The organism is Ectopseudomonas khazarica, assembly GCF_004521985.1.
GTDB lineage: Bacteria > Pseudomonadota > Gammaproteobacteria > Pseudomonadales > Pseudomonadaceae > Aquipseudomonas > Aquipseudomonas khazarica.
In genome coordinates, this window is the sequence record NZ_SBHZ01000009.1 from 8,940 (window position 1) to 28,472 (window position 19,533).

The window sequence follows — 19,533 nt, forward strand, 5'->3', positions numbered from 1 at the left end:
CTTAACCCCTCGCCTCGACGCTGTCAGCCAGGATCGCCAGCACCAGCTGCTGGAAATCCAGGCCGGCTGCGCGCGCGGCCATCGGCACCAGGCTGTGATCGGTCATGCCCGGTACGGTGTTCACTTCCAGCAGCCAGAACTGGCCACTGGCATCCTGCATCACATCGGCGCGCGCCCAGCCCTGGGTACCCACGGCTTCACAGGCGCGCGCGGTCAGGTCCTTCAGCTCGGCTTCCTTCTCGGCGGACAAGCCGCAGGGAATGCGGTACTGGGTGTCATCGGCCAGGTACTTGGCGTCGTAGTCGTAGAAGCTGTGCGGGGTGCCCAGGCCAATCGGCGGCAGCACTTCGCCACGCAGCACGGCGATGGTGTATTCCGGACCGGCGATCCACTGCTCGACCAGCACCTGGCTGTCGTAGCGGGCGGCATCCTGCCAGGCCGCGAGCAGCGCCTGGGCACTGTCCACCTTGGCCATGCCGATGCTCGACCCTTCGTGGGCCGGCTTGACGATCAGCGGGAAGCCCAGCTCGGCCGCAGCGGCCTCGCAGTCAGCCGGCGAAGTCAGCACAGCGTGGCGCGGCGTCGGCAGGCCGAGGCTGTGCCAGACCTGCTTGGTGCGCAGCTTGTCCATGGCCAGGGCCGAGGCGAGGATGCCGCTGCCGGTATAGGGAATGCCGGCACACTCGAGCAGGCCCTGCATGGAGCCATCCTCACCGCCGCGACCGTGCAGCACGATGAAGGCGCGGTCGATCTTCTCGCGGCCCAGACGCTGCAGGAAGTCATCCCCCACATCGATGCCGAAGGCATCCACACCGGCGGCCTGCAGGGCGCCGAGCACGGCATTGCCGGACTTCAGCGAGACCTCGCGCTCGGCGCTCTTGCCGCCGAACAGTACGGCGACGCGGCCGAAGGCCTTGGGGTCGAGGGTACTGTGCAGACTCATTTCGACTCCCCCACGAACAGCGGGTGCTTGATCAGTTGCGGCGCCACTGCGCCGATATCGCCGGCGCCCTGGCACAGCAGGATGTCGCCAGCACGCAGCAGCGGCTTGAGCAGCGGTGCCAGATCGACGCCACGCTCGACGTAGATCGGATCGAGCTGGCCACGCTGCCGGATGCTGTGGCACAGCTGGCGGCTGTCGGCGCCCGGAATGGGTTCCTCGCCGGCCGGGTAGACTTCCACCAGCAGCAGCACGTTGGCCTCACCGAGCACCTGCACGAAGTCGTCGTACAGATCACGGGTGCGGCTGTAGCGGTGCGGCTGGTAGACCATCACCAGGCGGCGCTCCGGCCAGCCACCACGCACGGCCTTGATCACCGCGGCGACTTCGCGCGGATGGTGGCCGTAGTCGTCCACCAGCATCACGCTACCGCCGTCGACCGGCAACTCGCCGTAGACCTGGAAGCGCCGGCCGACACCCTGGAAGCCCGACAGACCGGCGACGATGGCCGCATCATCGATGCCTTCGTCGCTGGCGATGGCGATGGTGGCCAGGGCATTGAGCACGTTGTGATTGCCCGGCATGTTGACCGACACGTCGAGCGGCTCGCAGTCCGGACGCAGCACGGTGAAATGGGTCCGCATGCCTTCCTGGCGCACGTTGATGGCGCGCACGTCGGCATCCTCGGAGAAGCCGTAGGTCACGGTCGGACGACCGATCTGCGGCAGCAGCTCACGCACCACCGGGTCGTCGACGCAGAGCACGGCCAGACCGTAGAACGGCAGGTTGTGCAGGAACTCGACGAAGGTCTTCTTCAGTTTGTTGAAGTCGCCGCCATAGGTGCTCATGTGGTCGGCATCGATATTGGTGACCACCGAGACCATCGGCTGCAGGTGCAGGAAGCTGGCGTCGCTCTCGTCCGCCTCGGCGATCAGGAAGCGGCTGGAGCCGAGCTGGGCGTTGGTCCCGGCCGCGTTCAGGCGGCCGCCGATGACGAAGGTCGGGTCCAGGCCGCCGGCAGCGAACACCGAGGCCAGCAGGCTGGTGGTAGTGGTCTTGCCATGGGTACCGGCCACGGCGATGCCATGGCGGTAGCGCATCAGCTCGGCCAGCATCTCGGCACGCGGCACCACCGGGATACGCCGGTCCAGAGCGGTGGCGACTTCCGGGTTGCTGGTGTTGACGGCACTGGATACCACCAGCACATCGGCCTGCTCGGCGTTCTCGGCACGATGGCCGATGAAGATCTGCGCGCCGAACTTCTCCAGGCGCTCGGTCACTGGCGAGGCCTTGAGGTCCGAGCCGGACACTTCGTACCCCAGGTTCAGCAGCACCTCGGCGATACCGCACATGCCCACACCGCCGATACCGACGAAATGGATGCGGCGGATACGGCGCATGCGCCGCACTTCGGCTTTGACGGCAGCGGGAGACTTAGCCACGGATCACCTCCTGGCAGATGTCGACCACCGTACGGGTGGCATCGGGCTTGGCCAGGCGCCGCGCGGTAGCGCCCATGACGTTGAGTTTTTCCAGGTGCATCAGAACCTCGGTGAGCTGCGCGGCGAGCTCGCCTGCGTCAGTGGCATGTTGCGGAAGGAGGACAGCAGCGCCCTCCTTCGCCAGGTATTCGGCGTTGCGGCTCTGGTGGTCGTCGATCGCATGCGGCAGCGGCACGAGGAACGACGGCAGGCCAGCGGCGGCGAGTTCACTGACGGTCAGTGCGCCGGCACGGCAGACCACCAGGTCGGCCCAGCCATAGGCACGCGCCATGTCCTTGATGAACGGCGCGACCTCGGCTTCGACCGCAGCATCGCGATAACGCTCCGCAGTGATTTCCGCGTGTTGCTTGCCAGCCTGGTGGAACACCTGCGGACGCACGTCGGCAGCGACCTTGGCCAGCGCGGCAGGCAGCAACTTGTTCAGCGGTTCGGCGCCCAGGCTACCGCCCAGCACCAGCAATTTCGGCTTGCGCCCGGCCAGCGGCTCGCGCGGGGTTTCCAGGAACAGCTCCTCACGCACCGGGTTACCCGTGGTGCGCCGCCTGTCGGAGGCCTTGAAGGTGTTCGGGAAGGCCTCGCAGATGCGCGCGGCGATGTGCGCGAGCAGGCGATTGGCGGTACCGGCGACGGCATTCTGCTCATGGATGACCAGCGGCACGCCGGCCATGCGCGCGGCCAGGCCGCCCGGCCCGGTCACGTAGCCACCCATGCCGAGCACGCACACCGGCTGCAGCTCGCGCACGATGCGGCGTGCCTGCAGCAGCGCACGCAGCAACTGGAACGGCGCCTTGAGCAGGGACAGCTTGCCCTTGCCGCGCAGGCCGCTGACATCGATCAGGTGCAGCGGCAGGTCGGCCTGCGGCACCAGTTCGTTCTCGATGCCACGCGGCGTCCCCAGCCAGTGCACGCTGTAGCCGCGCGCCTGGAATTCGCGCGCGCAAGCCAGCGCCGGGAACACGTGCCCGCCGGTGCCGCCCGCCATGATCAGGACATTACCGCGCATGGGCGACCTCCTCGCTCGGTTCGACGAAGTCGTCTTCGCTGAACTCGATATCCTCGTTGCCCAATACGTTGCGCCGCTCCCACTCGATACGCAGCAGCACCGCCAGGCTGACGCAGCAGATCACCAGCGACGAACCGCCGTAGCTGAGGAACGGCAGGGTCAGGCCCTTGGTCGGCAGCAGGCCGGTGTTCACCCCGATGTTGATCAGGAACTGACCGATCCACAGGAACGACAGCCCGTACGCCACGTAGGCGGAAAAGAACTGCTTGGCCTTCTCGGCCCACAGGCCGATGTACAGGCCGCGCACGCAGACGAAGACGAACAGCGCCAGGGTCACCAGCGAACCGACCAGCCCCAGCTCCTCGGCCAGTACCGAGAAGACGAAGTCGGTATGCGCCTCGGGCAGGTAGAACTGCTTCTGGATGCTGTTGCCCAGGCCGACGCCGAACCATTCGCCACGGCCGAAGGCGATCAGCGCCTGGGTCAGCTGGTAACCGGAGCCGTACTGGTCGGCCCAGGGGTCGGTGAAGGTGATCAGACGCTGCAGGCGGTATTCCTGGGTCTGCACCAGCACGAACACGGCCCCCACGGCCAGCGCCACCATCAGGCCGAAACGCAGCAGGCCGACGCCGCCGAGGAACAGCATGGCCATGGCCGAGCCCATCATCACCACGGTGGCACCGAAGTCCGGCTCCAGCAGCAGCAGGCCGGCCATCGGCAGCAGCACCACGAACGGCTTGAAGAAGCCCATCCAGCTCTCGCGCACCTCTTCCTGGCGCCGCACCAGGTAGCCGGCCAGGTAGACCACGACGAAGACCTTGGCGATCTCCGATGGCTGTACGTTGAACGCGCCGAAACCGATCCAGCGCCGCGCACCGTTGACCTCGCGGCCGATACCGGGAATCAGCACCAGCACCAGCAAACCGATGGCTGCCAGCAACAGGATCCAGCCGTAGCGCTGCCAGAAACTCATCGGGATCATCAGCACCACGCCGGCGGCGCCCAGGCCGATGGCCAGGTACACCAGGTGACGGATCATGTGGTACAGCGGGTTGCCGGACATCGCCGCCGCCACCTCCGAAGAGGCCGAGGTGATCATCACCAGCCCCAGACCGAGCAGGCCCAGGCAGCCGGCCAGCATCGGGAAGTCGACATCGAAGCCGCGACCGAACAGCGGTGAGGGACGAACGCGCAGGAAGCCCAGCATCAGTGCAGTCCCCCCACGGCCTGGGCGAACAGGCGCCCGCGTTCCTCGAAGTTCTTGAACATGTCCAGGCTGGCGCAGGCAGGCGACAGCAGCACGGCATCGCCGGCCTCGGCCAGCTCGCAGCCACGCTGCACCGCTTCCTCGAGAGTTTTGACCCTCACCAGCGGCGCGGCGTCGCCCAGGCTTTCGGCGAGCCGCTCGGCATCACGCCCCAGCAGCACCACGGCGCGGCAGAAACGCGCGACCGGCTGTTTCAGGGCGGAGAAATCGGCACCTTTGCCGTCACCACCGGCGATCAGCACCAGCTTGCCGGCGATGTCCGCGCCCAGGCCTTCGATGGCGGCCAGGGCGGCACCGACGTTGGTGGCCTTGGAGTCGTCGTAGTAGTTCACCCCGGCGCGCTCACCGACCCACTGGCAGCGATGCGGCAGGCCGGCGAACGTGCGCAGGGTGGCAAGCATCGCCTCCATCGGCAGGCCCGCGGCATGACCGAGCGCCAGCGCCGCCAGGGCGTTGGACTGGTTGTGCGCGCCGCGAATCTTCAACTCGCTGACCGGCAGCAGTGCGTCGAAGCGGAACGCCAGGGCCTTCTCGCCATTTTCCTCGAGCAGACCGAAGCGCTTGAAGTCGGGTTTGCCCAGGCCGAATTCCCAGCAGGTCACCTGGTCGGCGATCAGCGGCCGCGAGAGGGCATCGTCACGGTTGATCACCACCTGACGCGCGCCACGGAAGATCCGGTGCTTGGCCAGGTGATAGGCCGGCAGCCCGCTGTAGCGGTCCATGTGGTCTTCGCTGATGTTCAGGCAGGTGGCCACTTCGGCATTGAGCTGGTCGGTGGTCTCCAGCTGGAAGCTGGACAGTTCGAGCACGTACAGCTCGACATCGTCGGCCAGCAGATCCAGCGCCGGGGTGCCGAGGTTGCCACCCACCGCGACCCGCTTGCCGGCCGCCGCCGCCATCTCGCCGACCAGGGTGGTGACGGTGCTCTTGGCGTTGGAACCGGTGATGGCGATGATCGGCGCCTTGGCATGGCGGGCGAACAGGTCGATGTCACCGGACAGCTTGACCCCGCGCGCCGCGGCTTCGGCCAGCGCCGGGGTGGCCACGGCCAGGCCCGGGCTCACGTACAGCTCCGAGGCGCGGCTGAGAAAATCCGCGTCCAGCTCGCCGCAGCGCACTTCCACCTGCGGGTAGTCGCGCTTGAGCGTTTCCAGCTCCGGCGGATTCGCGCGCGTGTCGGCCACGGCAAAGCGCACGCCCTGCTGCGCCAGGAAGCGCACCAGGGACATGCCGCTCTTGCCGAGGCCGACAACGATGCGGAATTGGTCGGAAGCGATCAACGACACGCGCAATTACCTCAGTTTCAACGTGGCCAGGCCGATCAGCACGAGAATCACGGTGATGATCCAGAAACGGACGATCACGCGCGGCTCGGGCCAGCCCTTGAGTTCGAAGTGGTGATGAATCGGCGCCATGCGGAACACACGCTTGCCGGTCAGCTTGAAGCTGGCGACCTGAATGATCACCGACAGGGTTTCCATGACGAACACGCCGCCCATGATGAACAGCACGACCTCCTGGCGAACGATCACGGCGATGGTGCCCAGTGCGGCGCCGAGCGCCAGCGCGCCGACATCGCCCATGAACACCTGCGCCGGGTAGGTGTTGAACCAGAGGAAGCCGAGGCCGGCGCCGACCAGCGCCGCGCAGAACACGATCAGCTCGCCCGAACCCGGCACATAGGGAATCAGCAGGTACTCGGCGAAATTCACGTTGCCCGACAGGTAGCAGAAGATGCCCAGCGCACCGCCGACCATCACGGTCGGCAGAATGGCCAGACCGTCGAGGCCGTCGGTGAGGTTGACCGCGTTGCTCGAACCGACGATGACGAAGTAGGTCAGCACCACGAAACCGATGCCCAGGGGGATGCTCACGTCCTTCAGCAGCGGCAGGATCAGGGTGGTTTCCACCGGGTTCTGCGCCGTCATATAAAGGAAGAAGGCCGCGCCCAGGCCGAACACCGACTGCCAGAAGTACTTCCAGCGACTCGGCAGGCCACGCGAGTTCTTTTCGATCACCTTGCGGTAGTCATCGACCCAGCCGATCGCACCGAACAGCAGGGTCACGGCCAGCACCACCCACACGTAGCGGTTGGACAGGTCGGCCCAGAGCAGGGTGCTGACCGCGATCGCGGTGAGGATCAGCGCACCGCCCATGGTCGGCGTGCCCTTCTTCGACAGGTGCGACTGCGGGCCATCGTTGCGCACGGCCTGGCCGATCTGGCGCACCTGCAGGGTGCGGATCATCCACGGGCCGAGCCACAGCGACAGCGCCAGGGCGGTCAGGACGCCGAGGATGCCGCGCAGGGTCAGATACTGAAAGACCGCGAAGCCCTTGTGGAACTGTTGCAGGTACTCCGCCAGCAGCAGCAGCATTTAGTGACTCTCCCCAGATACGTCGCACAGCGCCGCCACGACCTTGTCCATGGCTGCGCTGCGTGAACCCTTGATTAGTAATGTGCTGCCGGCCTGTTCGGCACGAAGCGCTTCGATCAGTTCGGCCTGATCGGAGAAATGGCGACCCTTGGCGCCAAACTCTTCAACCGCATGGCGCATCAGCGGGCCGATGGCATACAGCGCGTCGACCTTGCCGGCGGCATGGCGACCCACATCGCGGTGGCCCTGCTCGGCCCACGCGCCCAGCTCGCCCATGTCGCCCAGCACCAGAACGGTGCGGCCGGAGAAGGCGGCGAGTATGTCCACCGCCGCACACATCGACACGGGGTTGGCGTTGTAGCTGTCGTCGATCACCCGCACACCGTTCGAGGCCAGTTGCGCGACGGCGCGCCCCTTGACCGGTTGCAGGCCCTGCAGGCCCTCGACCATGGCAGCCAGCGGCATGCCCAGGGCATGGGCGGCGGCACAGGCGGCCAGGGCGTTGGCGACGTTATGCTCGCCCAGCAGGTTGAGCTGGATGCGTGCGCTGCCCAGCGGACTGCGCAGGATGAACCCCGCGCAACCGCGCTCGTCGCGGGTCAGCTCACTGCCATGGAAATCGGCACGGGTGTCACGCAGGGCGAAACTCAGCACCTGGCGCCCCGCCGCGCGGCGCTGCCAGGTGACGAACGCCTTGTCATCGAGATTGAGCACGGCCACGCCGTCCTGTGCCAGTCCCTCGAGAATCTCGCCCTTGGCTTCGACGATCTTTTCCGGGCCACCGAACTCGCCGACATGAGCGTTGCCGGCATTGTTGATGATGGCCACGTGGGGCCGGGTCAGGCTGACGGTGTAAGCGATCTCGCCGACATGGTTGGCGCCCAGTTCGATCACACCGGCGCGATGCTCCGGCGCCAGCTCGAGCAAGGTCAGCGGCGCACCGAGGTCATTGTTGAGGTTGCCGCGGGTGGCCAGCACCGCGCCGTCCAGGCCGGCACGCAGGATGGCCGCGAGCATTTCCTTGACGCTGGTCTTGCCGCTGGAGCCGGTCACGGCCGCCAGCGGGCCGCTGAACGCCTGACGATTGAGCGCGCCCAGCTGACCGAGGGCCATGCGGGTGTCGGTGACCAGCAACTGCGGCAGCGGCGCACCCGCCACTTCGCGCTCGACCAGCGCGGCGACGGCGCCCTTGGCAGCGACTTCCGCCAGATAGTCATGACCGTCGAAGCGCGGCCCGGTCAGCGCCACGAACAGCTGACCGGCGGCGATGCTGCGGCTATCGGTGCCGACGGCGGAGAAGGCGACATCGGCGCCGATCACACGACCATCCAGATCACCCGCGACGTCGCTGAGCAGCCAGGGCTTAAGCATGGGCCGCCTCCCAGACCGCCAGGGCCTTGTTCGCTTCGCTGAGGTCCGAGAACGGCTGACGCACGCCCATGATTTCCTGGTAATCCTCGTGGCCCTTGCCGGCCAGCACCAGCACATCGGCGGCATCGGCCTGGGCAATCAGCCTGGCGATGGCGTCGCCACGACCGTGAACGAACTGCACCGCCTCCGGCGCGGCGAAACCGGCGCGGATATCCTCGATGATCTGTGCCGGGTCCTCGGTGCGCGGATTGTCGTCGGTCACCCAGACCACGTCCGCCAGGCGCTCGGCCACGGCGGCCATCAGCGGGCGCTTGCCGCGATCACGGTCACCGCCGCAGCCGAACAGGCAGACCAGGCGCCCTTCGACATGCGGGCGCATGGCTTGCAGCACCTTTTCCAGGGCATCCGGCGTGTGCGCGTAGTCGACCACCACCAGCGGCTTGTCGGCGCCACCGAGGCGCTGCATGCGGCCAACCGGCCCCTGCAGCTGCGGCAGCACCTTGAGAATCTCGTCGAGCGCGTAGTCCATGCCGAGCAGGGCACCGACCACGGCGAGCAGGTTGCTCAGGTTGAAACGACCGAGCAGGCTGCTGCGCAGCATGCCTTCGCCACGCGGCGTGAGCAGGCGCGCACGCACGCCGTGATCGTCGAACTGCGCGTCGCTGCAATAGAGGTAGGCGGCACTGTCTTCCAGGCTGTAGCCGATCAGACGCGACTCGTGCGCCTGCGCAGCCAGCTCGCGACCGAAGGCGTCATCGAGGTTGAGCACCCGGCAACTCAGGTTCGGCCAGGCGAACAGCCTGGCCTTGGCAGCGCCGTAGGCCTCCATGCTGCCGTGATAGTCGAGGTGGTCACGCGACAGGTTGGTGAACACCGCGACATCGAACTCCAGTGCGGCGACCCGCCCCTGGTCCAGGCCATGGGAGGACACCTCCATGGCGACGGCGCGCGCACCGGCCTGCTTGAGCGAGGCCAGGGTCGCCTGTACACCGACCGGATCGGGCGTGGTGTGCTTGCCCTGCTCCAGCGCACCATGGAAACCGTTACCCAGGGTACCGACGATGCCACACGGCTGGCCGAGCAGGTCGAGGGCCTGCGCCAGCAACTGGCTGACACTGGTCTTGCCATTGGTGCCCGTGATGCCGACCAGGTGCAGGCCACGGCTCGGCTCGCCATAGAAGCGTCCGGCGATGGCCGAGAGCTGGCCAGACAGGCCCTTGACCGGCACCAGCACGGCGCTCTCGGCATGCATCTCGGCAGCGCCCTCGGCCTCGTAGGCGACCGCAGCCGCGCCGCGCGCGATCGCATCGACGATATGTACACGGCCATCCTGCTGGGTGCCGGGCACGGCCAGGAACAGATCACCCGGACGCACCTTGCGGCTGTCCAGCGTCAGCTCACGAATCAGCACGCTGCCATTGGCGGCCGGCAACAGTTGATTGAGCGGCATGGGCATCAGTTGCGCCCTCCCTGTGCGACAGCGACGGACTTCTGCGCCTCGGTGGGCAGGTTGTCCGGCGCGATATTCATCAAGCGCAGCGATCCGGCCATCACGCGGCTGAACACCGGCGCAGAGATCAGGCCGCCGTAATAGGCGCCCTTGCCAGGTTCGTCGATGACCACCACCAGAGCGATGCGCGGGTCCTGAGCCGGGGCGAAGCCGGCGAACAGCGAACGGTAGGAGTTGGCCCGGTAGCCCTTGCTGCCGACACTGGTCTTGCGTGCGGTACCGCTCTTGCCGGCCACGTGATAGCCGGGTACCTGAGCGCGAAACACGCCTCGCGGCGCTTCGATGACCTGCTGCATCATGCCCCGTACGGTCTTGGCCACTTCGCCCGGCACCACCTGCGTCGCGTGCGGCTTGTCGTCCACGCGGATCATCGACAGCGGCGTCATGCCACCGCCATTGGCCAGCGCGGAGTAGGCGTGCGCCAGTTGCACGGCGGTTACCGAAAGGCCATAGCCGTAGGACAGCGTGGCAGTTTCCGCCTCGCGCCACTGGCGATGGTTGGGCAGGTTGCCCACCCGTTCACCGGGGAAGCCCAGGCCGGTATCGCGACCGAAGCCGAGGTCGCTGAACACCCGGTACAGCTGCTCACCGCCGACATCGAAGGCGACCTTGCTCATGCCCACGTTACTGGAGTTGATCAGGATGCCGGTCAGGTCCAGCGCCGGCCCCTGGGTACGGGACACGTCACGAATGGTGTAGCGACCGATCTGCAGCGTACCGTTGCCGACCTGGACGATATCGCTGGGCTTCCAGCGACCGGTCTCCAGCGCCGCGGCCATCGACAGCGGCTTGATCGTCGAGCCGGGCTCGAAGACATCGATCATGGCACGATTGCGCATGGCTGCCGGGGTCAGGTTGCGCCGGTTGTTCGGGTTGTAGGTGGGGTGGTTGACCATGGCCAGCACCTCGCCGGTCTTCACGTCGACCATCACCAGGCTGCCGGCCTTGGCATCGTTTTCCAGCAGGGCGTTGCGCAGCTCGCGGTGAGCCAGGTACTGCAGGCGCAGGTCGATGGACAGGGCCAGGGCCTTACCGGCCTTGGCGTTCTGCACCACCTGCACGTCCTTGATCAGCTTGCCGCGACGGTCCTTGAGCACCTGGCGCTTGCCCGGCACGCCGGCCAGCCAGTCCTCGTAGGCCAACTCCATGCCTTCACGACCACGGTCGTCGATGTCGGTGAAGCCGACCACATGGGCGGCGACCTCGCCGGCCGGGTAGAAGCGACGGAATTCCTCGATGGCGTAGACGCCAGGCACCTTCAGATCGAGCACGCCCTGACCCTTTTCGGGGGTCAGGCCGCGCACCAGGTACATGAACTCGCGATCCTTGTTCTGCTCCAGACGCTCGGCGAAGCTCTTCGGCTCCTGCCCCAGCGCGGCAGCCAGCGCCGGCCATTGTTCGCGCCCGGCCTGCAGCTCCTTGCCGTTGGCCCACAGGGTGGTCACGGGGGTGCTGACGGCCAGCGGCTCGCCATTACGGTCAGTGATCAGGCCACGGTGCGCGGGAATCGGAATGTGGCGCACGCTGCGCGCATCACCGTGCGCCTTGAGGAAATCGTGATCGAGCACCTGCAGGTCGAGCATGCGCCAGGCGATGGCCGCGACCATCAGGGCGAGCAGCGCCAGCACCAGGCGGAAACGCCAGGGGTAGAGCGCGCCTTCGAGACCGATCATGGTCGCACCATGCGCACGGCGGCGGGATCGGGGATGTGCATCTTCAACTGCTCGCTGGCCAGCGCCTCGATGCGGTTGTGTGCAGTCCAGGTGCTCTGCTCGAGAATCAGTCGGCCCCACTCGGCCTGCGCCTTGTCGCGCACGCTCAACTGGCCGTACAGCTCGTTGAGCAGCAGGCGATTCCAGTGCGCGCTGTACGACACCGCCACGGCGGAAACCAGCACGCCGATGAACAGCAGCAGCATCAGGAAGCTGCCGCCGGGCATGGACTTGATGAGCCGGCGGTTCACCGCAACTTCTCCGCGATGCGCATCACGGCACTGCGTGAACGCGGATTGGCCTTGAGCTCCTCGTCGCTGGCATAGACCGGCTTGCCGATCAGCTTCAGACGCGGCTCGAAGGCCTTGGGAATGATCGGCAGGTCACGCGGCAGCTTGTCCGCCTCACCCTTGGCCTGGCGCTTCATGAACTGTTTGACGATGCGGTCTTCCAGCGAGTGGAAGCTGATCACCACCAGGCGACCACCGACTTCGAGCGACTCCAGCGCCGCCTCGAGGCCACGCTCGAGATCACCGAGTTCGTTGTTGACGAAGATGCGGATGCCCTGGAAGGCGCGCGTCGCCGGATTCTTGCCCTTCTCCCAGGCAGGGTTGGCCTCGGTCAGGACCTTCGCCAGATCGGAGGTGCGGGTGAACGGCTGCTCGACTCGGCGCTGCACCACGGCGCGGGCCATGCGCTTGGCGAAACGCTCCTCGCCATAGTCCTTGAATACCCGGGCGATCTCGTCTTCGTCGGCGCGGGCAATCCAGTCCGCCGCGCTGACGCCGGCGTCGGGATTCATGCGCATGTCCAGCGGCCCGTCATTGAGGAAGCTGAAGCCACGCTCGGGATCGTCGAGCTGCGGCGACGACACGCCGAGGTCCAGCAGGATGCCCGAGACCTGGCCGTCGAGGCCGCGGACAACAGCCTCCTCGCCAAGTTCCGCAAAACTGCGCTGCACAACGACAAAGCGGCCGTCTTCGGCCGCCAGTGCTTCCCCGGTAGCTATTGCCAGGGGATCTTTATCGAATCCCAACAACCGCCCATCTGGCCCGAGCTTCTGCAGGATCAATCGGCTGTGCCCGCCCCGACCGAAGGTGCCGTCCATATAGCAACCGTCGCCGCGCACGGCGAGTCCCTCGACGGCCTCGTCGAGCAGCACGGTGATATGGCGGTAGTTGGTATCGGTCATGGTCACAGGATCAGGTCACGCAAATCATCGGAAAGAGCGCCCGGCTGCTTGATGGCAGCGAGGTCGGCCTCGGCTACGGCATTCCAGGAATCTTCATCCCAGAGCTGGAATTTGTTCAGCTGACCCACGAGCATCGCTCGCTTGTCCAGCTTGGCGTACTCGCGCAAACGCGGCGGTACCAGGAAGCGGCCACTGGCGTCGAGCTCGAGGTCGACGGCATTGCCGATCAGCAGACGCTGCAGGCGGCGGTTCTCTTCACGGAAGGAGGCCAGCTCGCGCAGCTTGTTCTCGATCAGCTCCCATTCGGCCAGTGGATAAACGCAAAGACAGGGGTCGACGGCATCGATGGTCACGATCAGCTGGCCACCACAACGCGCAACGAGCTCGTCACGATACCGACTCGGCATCGCGAGGCGCCCTTTGGCGTCGAGACTGATGGCGTTAGCTCCGCGAAACACGGCTGCGCTTCCCCTGTAATTAGCTTTCCATGCCCAAAAAAACCCACTTCATGCCACTTCCCACCACTTGCGCACACTATAGGAATGGGCACGCCCCACCGTCAAGGCACGCCAGAAGGGAAAAATCCTTACAGGACGGAGATTTAGCGAACGAAAGCGAGGAGAAAAGCGATGCAGGAAGGCGGATTCGGCAGGCAAAATTCAGCCACAGCAGCAAGCTGAAATTCGAACTTAAAGTAATTTCTTAAGAGTAAGACTATTTCGGTATCAGACGAGCGGGAGATAGAAGTACAACGAGAGGAAGAAAGGAGGAGAGTCGATCTGTAAGCCGGGTTCTGTCGAGGACAGTCATTCCTCTACGGCGTACATCACTGCACGCCTTTAGCAACCTACCCGGTTCCAGCGCGGGCCACGCCAATGGAACCCTATTTGGTCTTGCTCCGAGTGGGGTTTACCTAGCCACGGACTGTTACCAGCCGTGCGGTGCGCTCTTACCGCACCTTTTCACCCTTACCGGCGCCGAAGCGCTTAGGCGGTTATTTTCTGCGGCACTTTCCGTAGGCTCACGCCCCCCAGGCGTTACCTGGCACTCCGCCCTATGGAGCCCGGACTTTCCTCCCCCCCGCATCGCGGAACGAAACGAGGCAGCGACTGTCCGATCGACTCTCCGCCGCCAAGGTTACCGACAGGCGCCCTCGAGAACAAGCTCGGCGCTCAGCCTTGACGCTGCAATGCCACCTGATAGAGCAGGTTCTTGCGCACCCCGGTGATCTCGGCCGCCAGCGCTGCCGCGCGCTTGAGCGGCATTTCCGCCAGGAGCAGATCGAGCACCCGCAGCGCGTCCGCGTTCACCGCCTCTTCACCTTCCGGCGCCTGCCAGCCTGCCACCAGCACCACGCACTCGCCGCGCTGCTGATTACTGTCCGCCGCGACCCAGGCGCACAACTCGGCCAGCGGCAAGCCCTTGAGCGTCTCGAAGGTCTTGGTCAGCTCACGCGCCAGCAATGCCGGACGCTCCTCACCGAAGACACTGCGCATATCCTCCAGGCACTCGAGAATCCGGTGCGGCGCCTCGTAGAAGATCAGCGTGCGCGGCTCCTCGCGTACCTGCTCGAGACGCGCGCGGCGTCCAGCGGCCTTCGCCGGCAGGAAGCCCTCGAAGATGAAACGGTCGGATGGCAGCCCGGCCGCCGACAGCGCGGCGATCAGCGCACAGGCTCCCGGCACCGGCACCACCGGATAGCCGGCAGCGCGTACCTGGCGCACCAGGTGGTAGCCCGGATCGGAAATCAGCGGCGTGCCCGCATCGGAGATCAGCGCCACATCCTCGCCCGCCTGCAGACGCGCGAGAAAGCGCCCGCCCTGCTCGCGCTCGTTATGCTCGTGGCAGGCCGCCAGCGGCGTCTCGATGCCGAAGTGCTGCAGCAGGCGCACGGAGTGCCGGGTGTCCTCGGCAGCAATCAGCGCCACCTCACGCAGGATGCGCAGTGCCCGCGCACTGATGTCGTCCAGGTTGCCAATCGGCGTGGCGACCACATAAAGAGTGCCGGGCTGGACGCTGGTGACGACGGACTGACTCACGGGTAACACCTCGTTAATTGAAAGAGCGCTCATTCTAGCCGCTTCCGACCCAGCGGCATCGCACCATCCTTGGCGCTTGGGTACAATCGCCGCTTGTTTTGCTCAAGTATCAGGATGACCCGATGATCGCTAGTCTGCGCCCTCTTTCCGCCATCTTCCTGGCCGGCATGCTTGCGGCATGCGCCAGTTCGCCCAACAACGGCCTGGGTGAACTGCCACGCACGCCCAAGGCCAGCATTGAGCAGATGCTGCAACAGGCGGCCGAGAGCAAGCCCGAACAAGCCGCCCTGCTGCGCCTGTCCGCAGCCGACCAGGCCTATCGCCAGAACGATGTGGCCGGCTCCGCGCGCATTCTCGAACAGATCGACCTTGCCAGCCTGCAACCCGCCCAGCAGATGTTCGCCAGCACCCTGAACGCGGAACTGGCGATGGCGCGCAAACAGCCCAAGAGCGCCCTGAAGGCCCTGCGTCATCCCAGCCTCGAGCGCCTGAGCGAACTGCCCGTCGAACAGCAGATCCGCACCCAGCTGGTACGCGCTCGCGCACTGGAAGCCGACGGCCAGGCACTGGCCGCCGCCCGCGAGCGCGTCTTCATCGCGCCCCTGCTGAGCGGTCAGCAGGCCCAGGACAATCACGAGAAGATCTGGGAGCTGGTCGCCAACCTGCCGGAGCAGACCTCCGCTGGCGGCGACGCCGACCTGGCCGGCTGGCTGGCACTGGCCCGCGTGACCAAGGGCGCGGCAACGCTCGAACAACAGCAGGACGCCATCGACCAGTGGGTCGCGCAGAACCCTCAGCACCCGGCGGCGATGCAGCTCCCGGAGGCACTGGTGAAACTGCGCGAGCTGGCCAGCCAGCCCCTGACCCGCATCGCCCTGCTGCTGCCGCAGGAAGGCCAGCTGGCCAGCGTGGCCCGCGCCCTGCGCGACGGCTTCCTCGCGGCTCACTACGAGGCACAGCAGGCCGGGCAGAATCCCCCGGACGTGAAACTCTACGACAGCGCCCGCATCGGTTCGCTGGACGCCTTCTACCAGCAGGCACAGGCCGACGGCGTGCAACTGGTGGTCGGCCCTCTGGAGAAGCCGCTGGTCAAGCAGCTCAGCGATCGCGAGCAGCTGCCGATCACCACGCTGGCCCTCAACTACAGCGACGCCGGCCAGGAAGGCCCTGTGCAGCTGTTCCAGTTCGGCCTCGCCGCCGAGGACGAAGCGCGCGAAGTCTCGCGCCGCGCCTGGAGCGACGGCATGCGCCGCGCCGTGGCCCTGGTCCCGGCCGGCGAATGGGGCGACCGCGTGCTGGATGCCTTCCGCCAGAGCTGGCAGGCCCAGGGCGGCACCCTGATCGCCGCCGAGCACGTGGACCAGCCCGTCGAGCTGGCACGCCAGATCGCCGACCTGTTCCAGCTGCGCGAGAGCGAAGCACGCGCCCGCCGCCTGCAGAACACCCTGGGCAGCAGCGTCGACGCCCTGCCGGCACGCCGCCAGGACATCGACTTCATCTTCCTCGCCGCGACACCGCAGCAGGCGCAGCAGATCAAGCCGACCCTGGCCTTCCAGTACGCCGGCGACGTACCGGTCTATGCCACCTCCCACCTGTTCACCGGCACCCACAGCCAGGCCCAGTATCAGGACCTCGAAGGCATCCGCTTCTGCGAGACCCCATGGCTGCTGGACGCCCATGCACCGCTGCGCCAGGAAGTCACCCAGCAGTGGCCGCAGGCCGGCGGCAGCCTCGGCCGCCTGTACGCGATGGGTGTCGACGCCTATCGCCTGGCGCCACGCCTGGGCCAGCTCAAGGCCCTGCCGGAGTCGCGCATCGACGGTCTTTCCGGCACCCTCAGCCTCAACCAGGCCCAGCGCGTGGAACGCCAGCTGCCCTGGGCAGAGTTCCGCGGCGGCCAGGTCCAGCGCCTTCCCGAAAGCCTCAATTGAGCACCCACAACGACCTGGGACGAGCCGCCGAACAGGCGGCCCGTCAGCATCTGGAACGTAATGGCCTGCGCCTGATCGAAGAGAACTGGAGCTGTCGCCGTGGCGAGCTTGATCTGGTCATGCTCGACGGCGATACAGTAGTATTCGTCGAAGTCCGCGCCCGCCGCCACAGTGCCTGGGGCGGCGCCCTGGAGAGCATCGATGCGCGCAAGCGTGGCAAGTTGGTCATCGCCGCCGAGCTCTTCCTCCAGCAGGAATCCCGCTGGGCCCGCCACCCCTGCCGCTTCGACGTGGTCGCCATCAGTACCGATGGCGCCACTCGCCTCGACTGGATCAAGAACGCCTTCGATGCCTGACGGCCGTACACTCAAGGTTTAACCGATGGACATGCAATCCCGAATCTGTCAGCTCTTCCAAGCCAGCATCGACACCAAGCAGCAGGCCATGGAAGTCCTCGCACCCTACATCGAGCACGCCAGCCTGGTCATGGTCCAGGCGCTGCTCAACGAGGGCAAGATTCTTTCCTGTGGCAACGGCGGTTCGGCCGGTGACGCCCAGCACTTTTCCTCCGAGCTGCTCAACCGCTTCGAGCGCGAACGCCCGAGCCTGCCCGCCGTGGCCCTGACCACCGACAGCTCGACCATCACCTCGATCGCCAACGACTACAGCTACAACGAGATTTTCTCCAAACAGATCCGCGCACTGGGCCAGCCGGGTGACGTGCTCCTGGCGATTTCCACCAGCGGCAACTCAGCAAATGTCATCCAGGCCATTCAAGCTGCGCATGATCGCGAGATGACCGTGGTCGCCCTGACTGGCCGCGACGGCGGCGGCATGGCATCGCTGCTGCTGCCGGAGGATGTGGAAATCCGCGTTCCAGCCAAAGTTACCGCACGCATCCAGGAGGTCCACCTGCTGACCATCCACTGCCTGTGCGACCTGATCGACAGTCAATTGTTTGGGAGTGAAGAATGAAGCGTTTCGCCCTGATCCTGGCCACCCTGGCCGTTACCCTGAGCCTGGCAGGCTGTGGCAGCCGCAGCATCGGCAACAAGATCGATGACCAGTTCCTCGGCCCGGACGTCGCCTCCAGCATCAGCAATGCGCACGCCGACCTGTCCAGCCCTACCTCGCGCATCGTCGTCACCGCCTACAACGGCGTGATCCTGATCGCCGGCCAGACGCCCCGCAGCGAGCTGAAGGACCTGGCCGCCCAGCGCGCGCGCAATGTCCAGGGCGTGAAGAAGGTGTACAACGAACTGCAGGTCCAGCAGCCGGCCTCGCTGCTGGCGCGCAGTAACGACTCCCTGCTCACCAGCAAGATCAAGACGCAGATGCTGGCCGACAGCAACGTGCCGAGCACCAAGATCAAGGTCATCACCGAAAACGGCATCGTCTACCTGCTCGGCGTGGTCAATCGCAGCGAAGCCAACGCAGCGACCGCCGTGGTCCAGAGCGTATCGGGCGTGCAGAAGGTGGTGCGCCTGTTCGAGTACACCAACTGAGACAGCGGCAAGCCGGCAGCCTCGAGCTGCAAGCAAAGAAAACGGGCGCCCCAGGGCGCCCGTTTTCATTTCCACCTCGCAGCTCGCCGGTGGCGTGCAGCTGCTTCACTTCACCACTTTCAGGCTCGGCCGACCACTCGGGCGCGGCGGTTCGCCACCGGACGGACCATCATCATCCGGGCCCGGCTCGTCGGCAGCACCGGCAAGCGGCGGCTCCATGTCGAACACCATGCCCTGCCCGTTCTCCCGCGCATAGATCGCCAGGATGGCCGCTGACGGGATGTAGAGGCTGTGCGCCACACCGCCGAAGCGCCCTTCGAAGCTGACCGCCTCGTTGTCCATGTGCAGGTGACGCACCGCACTGGGCGATGCGTTGAGCACGATCTGCCCGTCACTGGCGAACCCCGGAGGCACCTGCACCCCCGGATACTCAGCATTGATCAGCAGGTGCGGCGTGCAATCGTTATCGACGATCCACTCGTACAGCGCGCGGACCAGATAGGGACGACTGGAATTCATGTGATCCTCCTTCTCAGCGCATTGCGCGCTCGACAGCGGAAAGACTGGCCTGAAAGGCCTCACGGGCAAACTGGCGCTCCATGTAGTCGAGCAACGGCTTGGCCGGACGCGGCAACTCGATGCCCAGCAACGGCAAACGCCAGAGGATGGGCAGCAGGCAGCAATCCACCAGGCTCAGCTCGTCACTGAGGAAGAACGCCTTGTCAGCGAACAGTGGCGAGACGCCCGTCAGGCTCTCACGGAGCTCCTTGCGCGCCAGCTGGCGCTCTGCCTCCTTGCTGCGCTTGTCGAGAATGCGATCGACCAGCGCACACCAGTCGCGCTGGATACGGTGTATCAGCAGACGACTGTTGGCGCGTGCGACCGGATACACCGGCAGCAGCGGCGGGTGCGGATAGCGCTCGTCCAGATACTCCATCACCACGGACGATTCGTACAGCGCCAGGTCGCGATCGACCAGCGTCGGCAGACTGCCGTAGGGGTTGAGCTCCGCGAGCTTGGGCGGGCAGCGGCCCTGCTCGACATCGATGATCTCGACGCTGACACCTTTCTCGGCGAGCACCAGACGCACGCGATGGGAATAGTGGTCGGCGGGGTCGGAGTAGCAGGTCAACCTGTTGGTCACCGCCATGGCGATCCTCCTCGCTTTTATTGGATGTTCCAGAAA

General features: G+C 66.1%; 19 protein-coding genes and 1 other RNA gene. 4 read left to right on the top strand and 16 right to left on the bottom strand.

Translation table 11 applies throughout. The annotated features are described in order from the left end of the window. Position 1: 1 nt before the first annotated feature. The 14 genes from EPK82_RS13110 to rsmI form a co-directional block, all read right to left on the bottom strand. Entirely contained in the window at positions 2-943 is a 942-nt protein-coding gene (locus EPK82_RS13110; protein WP_037046636.1) for a D-alanine--D-alanine ligase, read from the bottom strand. Further along, complete coding sequence (murC, locus tag EPK82_RS13115; RefSeq protein WP_037046634.1) at positions 940-2,382, bottom strand: UDP-N-acetylmuramate--L-alanine ligase; 1,443 nt, start codon at positions 2,380-2,382, stop codon at positions 940-942. Before murC ends, EPK82_RS13110 begins: the two co-directional genes overlap by 4 nt. Then, on the bottom strand, positions 2,375-3,445 hold the full coding sequence (gene murG, locus EPK82_RS13120) for an undecaprenyldiphospho-muramoylpentapeptide beta-N-acetylglucosaminyltransferase (RefSeq protein WP_037046632.1): 1,071 nt from the start codon (positions 3,443-3,445) through the stop codon (positions 2,375-2,377). The genes murC and murG overlap by 8 nt, the downstream gene beginning before the upstream one ends. Further along, positions 3,435-4,652: a putative lipid II flippase FtsW gene (gene ftsW / locus EPK82_RS13125; protein ID WP_047587023.1), complete on the bottom strand. Its 1,218-nt coding sequence runs from the start codon at positions 4,650-4,652 to the stop codon at positions 3,435-3,437. Before ftsW ends, murG begins: the two co-directional genes overlap by 11 nt. Beyond that, on the bottom strand, positions 4,652-6,004 hold the full coding sequence (gene murD / locus EPK82_RS13130; protein WP_394346202.1) for a UDP-N-acetylmuramoyl-L-alanine--D-glutamate ligase: 1,353 nt from the start codon (positions 6,002-6,004) through the stop codon (positions 4,652-4,654). The genes ftsW and murD overlap by 1 nt, the downstream gene beginning before the upstream one ends. Then, complete coding sequence (gene mraY / locus EPK82_RS13135; protein WP_037046623.1) at positions 6,005-7,087, bottom strand: phospho-N-acetylmuramoyl-pentapeptide-transferase; 1,083 nt, start codon at positions 7,085-7,087, stop codon at positions 6,005-6,007. It lies immediately after the preceding gene. Further along, on the bottom strand, positions 7,088-8,458 hold the full coding sequence (locus EPK82_RS13140) for a UDP-N-acetylmuramoyl-tripeptide--D-alanyl-D-alanine ligase (RefSeq protein ID WP_134676857.1): 1,371 nt from the start codon (positions 8,456-8,458) through the stop codon (positions 7,088-7,090). Beyond that, on the bottom strand, positions 8,451-9,914 hold the full coding sequence (locus EPK82_RS13145) for a UDP-N-acetylmuramoyl-L-alanyl-D-glutamate--2,6-diaminopimelate ligase (protein ID WP_134676858.1): 1,464 nt from the start codon (positions 9,912-9,914) through the stop codon (positions 8,451-8,453). The genes EPK82_RS13140 and EPK82_RS13145 overlap by 8 nt, the downstream gene beginning before the upstream one ends. Then, a complete protein-coding gene (locus EPK82_RS13150) occupies positions 9,914-11,641 on the bottom strand; it encodes a peptidoglycan D,D-transpeptidase FtsI family protein (protein ID WP_037046615.1) in 1,728 nt (575 codons plus the stop codon). The genes EPK82_RS13145 and EPK82_RS13150 overlap by 1 nt, the downstream gene beginning before the upstream one ends. Next, positions 11,638-11,931 carry a cell division protein FtsL gene (gene ftsL, locus EPK82_RS13155; protein WP_037046613.1) on the bottom strand — a complete coding sequence of 98 codons (294 nt, stop codon included), beginning with the start codon at positions 11,929-11,931 and terminating at the stop codon, positions 11,638-11,640. The genes EPK82_RS13150 and ftsL overlap by 4 nt, the downstream gene beginning before the upstream one ends. Continuing rightward, entirely contained in the window at positions 11,928-12,872 is a 945-nt protein-coding gene (rsmH, locus tag EPK82_RS13160; protein ID WP_134676859.1) for a 16S rRNA (cytosine(1402)-N(4))-methyltransferase RsmH, read from the bottom strand. Before rsmH ends, ftsL begins: the two co-directional genes overlap by 4 nt. A gap of 2 nt (positions 12,873-12,874) precedes the next feature. Further along, positions 12,875-13,330 carry a division/cell wall cluster transcriptional repressor MraZ gene (mraZ, locus tag EPK82_RS13165; protein ID WP_047587012.1) on the bottom strand — a complete coding sequence of 152 codons (456 nt, stop codon included), beginning with the start codon at positions 13,328-13,330 and terminating at the stop codon, positions 12,875-12,877. 308 nt (positions 13,331-13,638) lie between these two features. Continuing rightward, an RNA gene (rnpB, locus tag EPK82_RS13170) (RNase P RNA component class A) lies at positions 13,639-13,997 on the bottom strand. A gap of 47 nt (positions 13,998-14,044) precedes the next feature. Further along, positions 14,045-14,944: a 16S rRNA (cytidine(1402)-2'-O)-methyltransferase gene (gene rsmI / locus EPK82_RS13175; RefSeq protein WP_037046606.1), complete on the bottom strand. Its 900-nt coding sequence runs from the start codon at positions 14,942-14,944 to the stop codon at positions 14,045-14,047. 89 nt (positions 14,945-15,033) lie between these two features. Between rsmI and EPK82_RS13180 the strand changes: the two genes are divergently transcribed. From EPK82_RS13180 to EPK82_RS13195, 4 genes are read left to right on the top strand one after another with little or no spacing between them, the layout of a single operon-like run. After that, positions 15,034-16,842, top strand: coding sequence for a penicillin-binding protein activator (locus EPK82_RS13180; protein WP_037046604.1), 1,809 nt, complete (start codon positions 15,034-15,036; stop codon positions 16,840-16,842). Then, positions 16,839-17,198, top strand: a complete 360-nt coding sequence (locus EPK82_RS13185; protein WP_037046602.1) for a YraN family protein — start codon at positions 16,839-16,841, stop codon at positions 17,196-17,198. The genes EPK82_RS13180 and EPK82_RS13185 overlap by 4 nt, the downstream gene beginning before the upstream one ends. Before the next feature lie 25 nt (positions 17,199-17,223). Further along, entirely contained in the window at positions 17,224-17,817 is a 594-nt protein-coding gene (locus tag EPK82_RS13190; RefSeq protein ID WP_037046600.1) for a phosphoheptose isomerase, read from the top strand. After that, positions 17,814-18,347, top strand: coding sequence for a BON domain-containing protein (locus tag EPK82_RS13195; protein ID WP_037046598.1), 534 nt, complete (start codon positions 17,814-17,816; stop codon positions 18,345-18,347). The genes EPK82_RS13190 and EPK82_RS13195 overlap by 4 nt, the downstream gene beginning before the upstream one ends. Before the next feature lie 105 nt (positions 18,348-18,452). On the opposite strand, the gene EPK82_RS13200 is transcribed toward EPK82_RS13195, so the two are convergent. Together EPK82_RS13200 and EPK82_RS13205 are read right to left on the bottom strand one after the other, a co-directional pair. Then, positions 18,453-18,866, bottom strand: a complete 414-nt coding sequence (locus EPK82_RS13200; protein ID WP_134676860.1) for a ClpXP protease specificity-enhancing factor — start codon at positions 18,864-18,866, stop codon at positions 18,453-18,455. A gap of 13 nt (positions 18,867-18,879) precedes the next feature. After that, the gene (locus EPK82_RS13205) at positions 18,880-19,497 is read right to left on the bottom strand and encodes a glutathione S-transferase N-terminal domain-containing protein (protein WP_134676861.1); all 618 of its coding nucleotides are present in this window, start codon (positions 19,495-19,497) and stop codon (positions 18,880-18,882) included. Between the last annotated feature and the right edge of the window lie 36 nt (positions 19,498-19,533).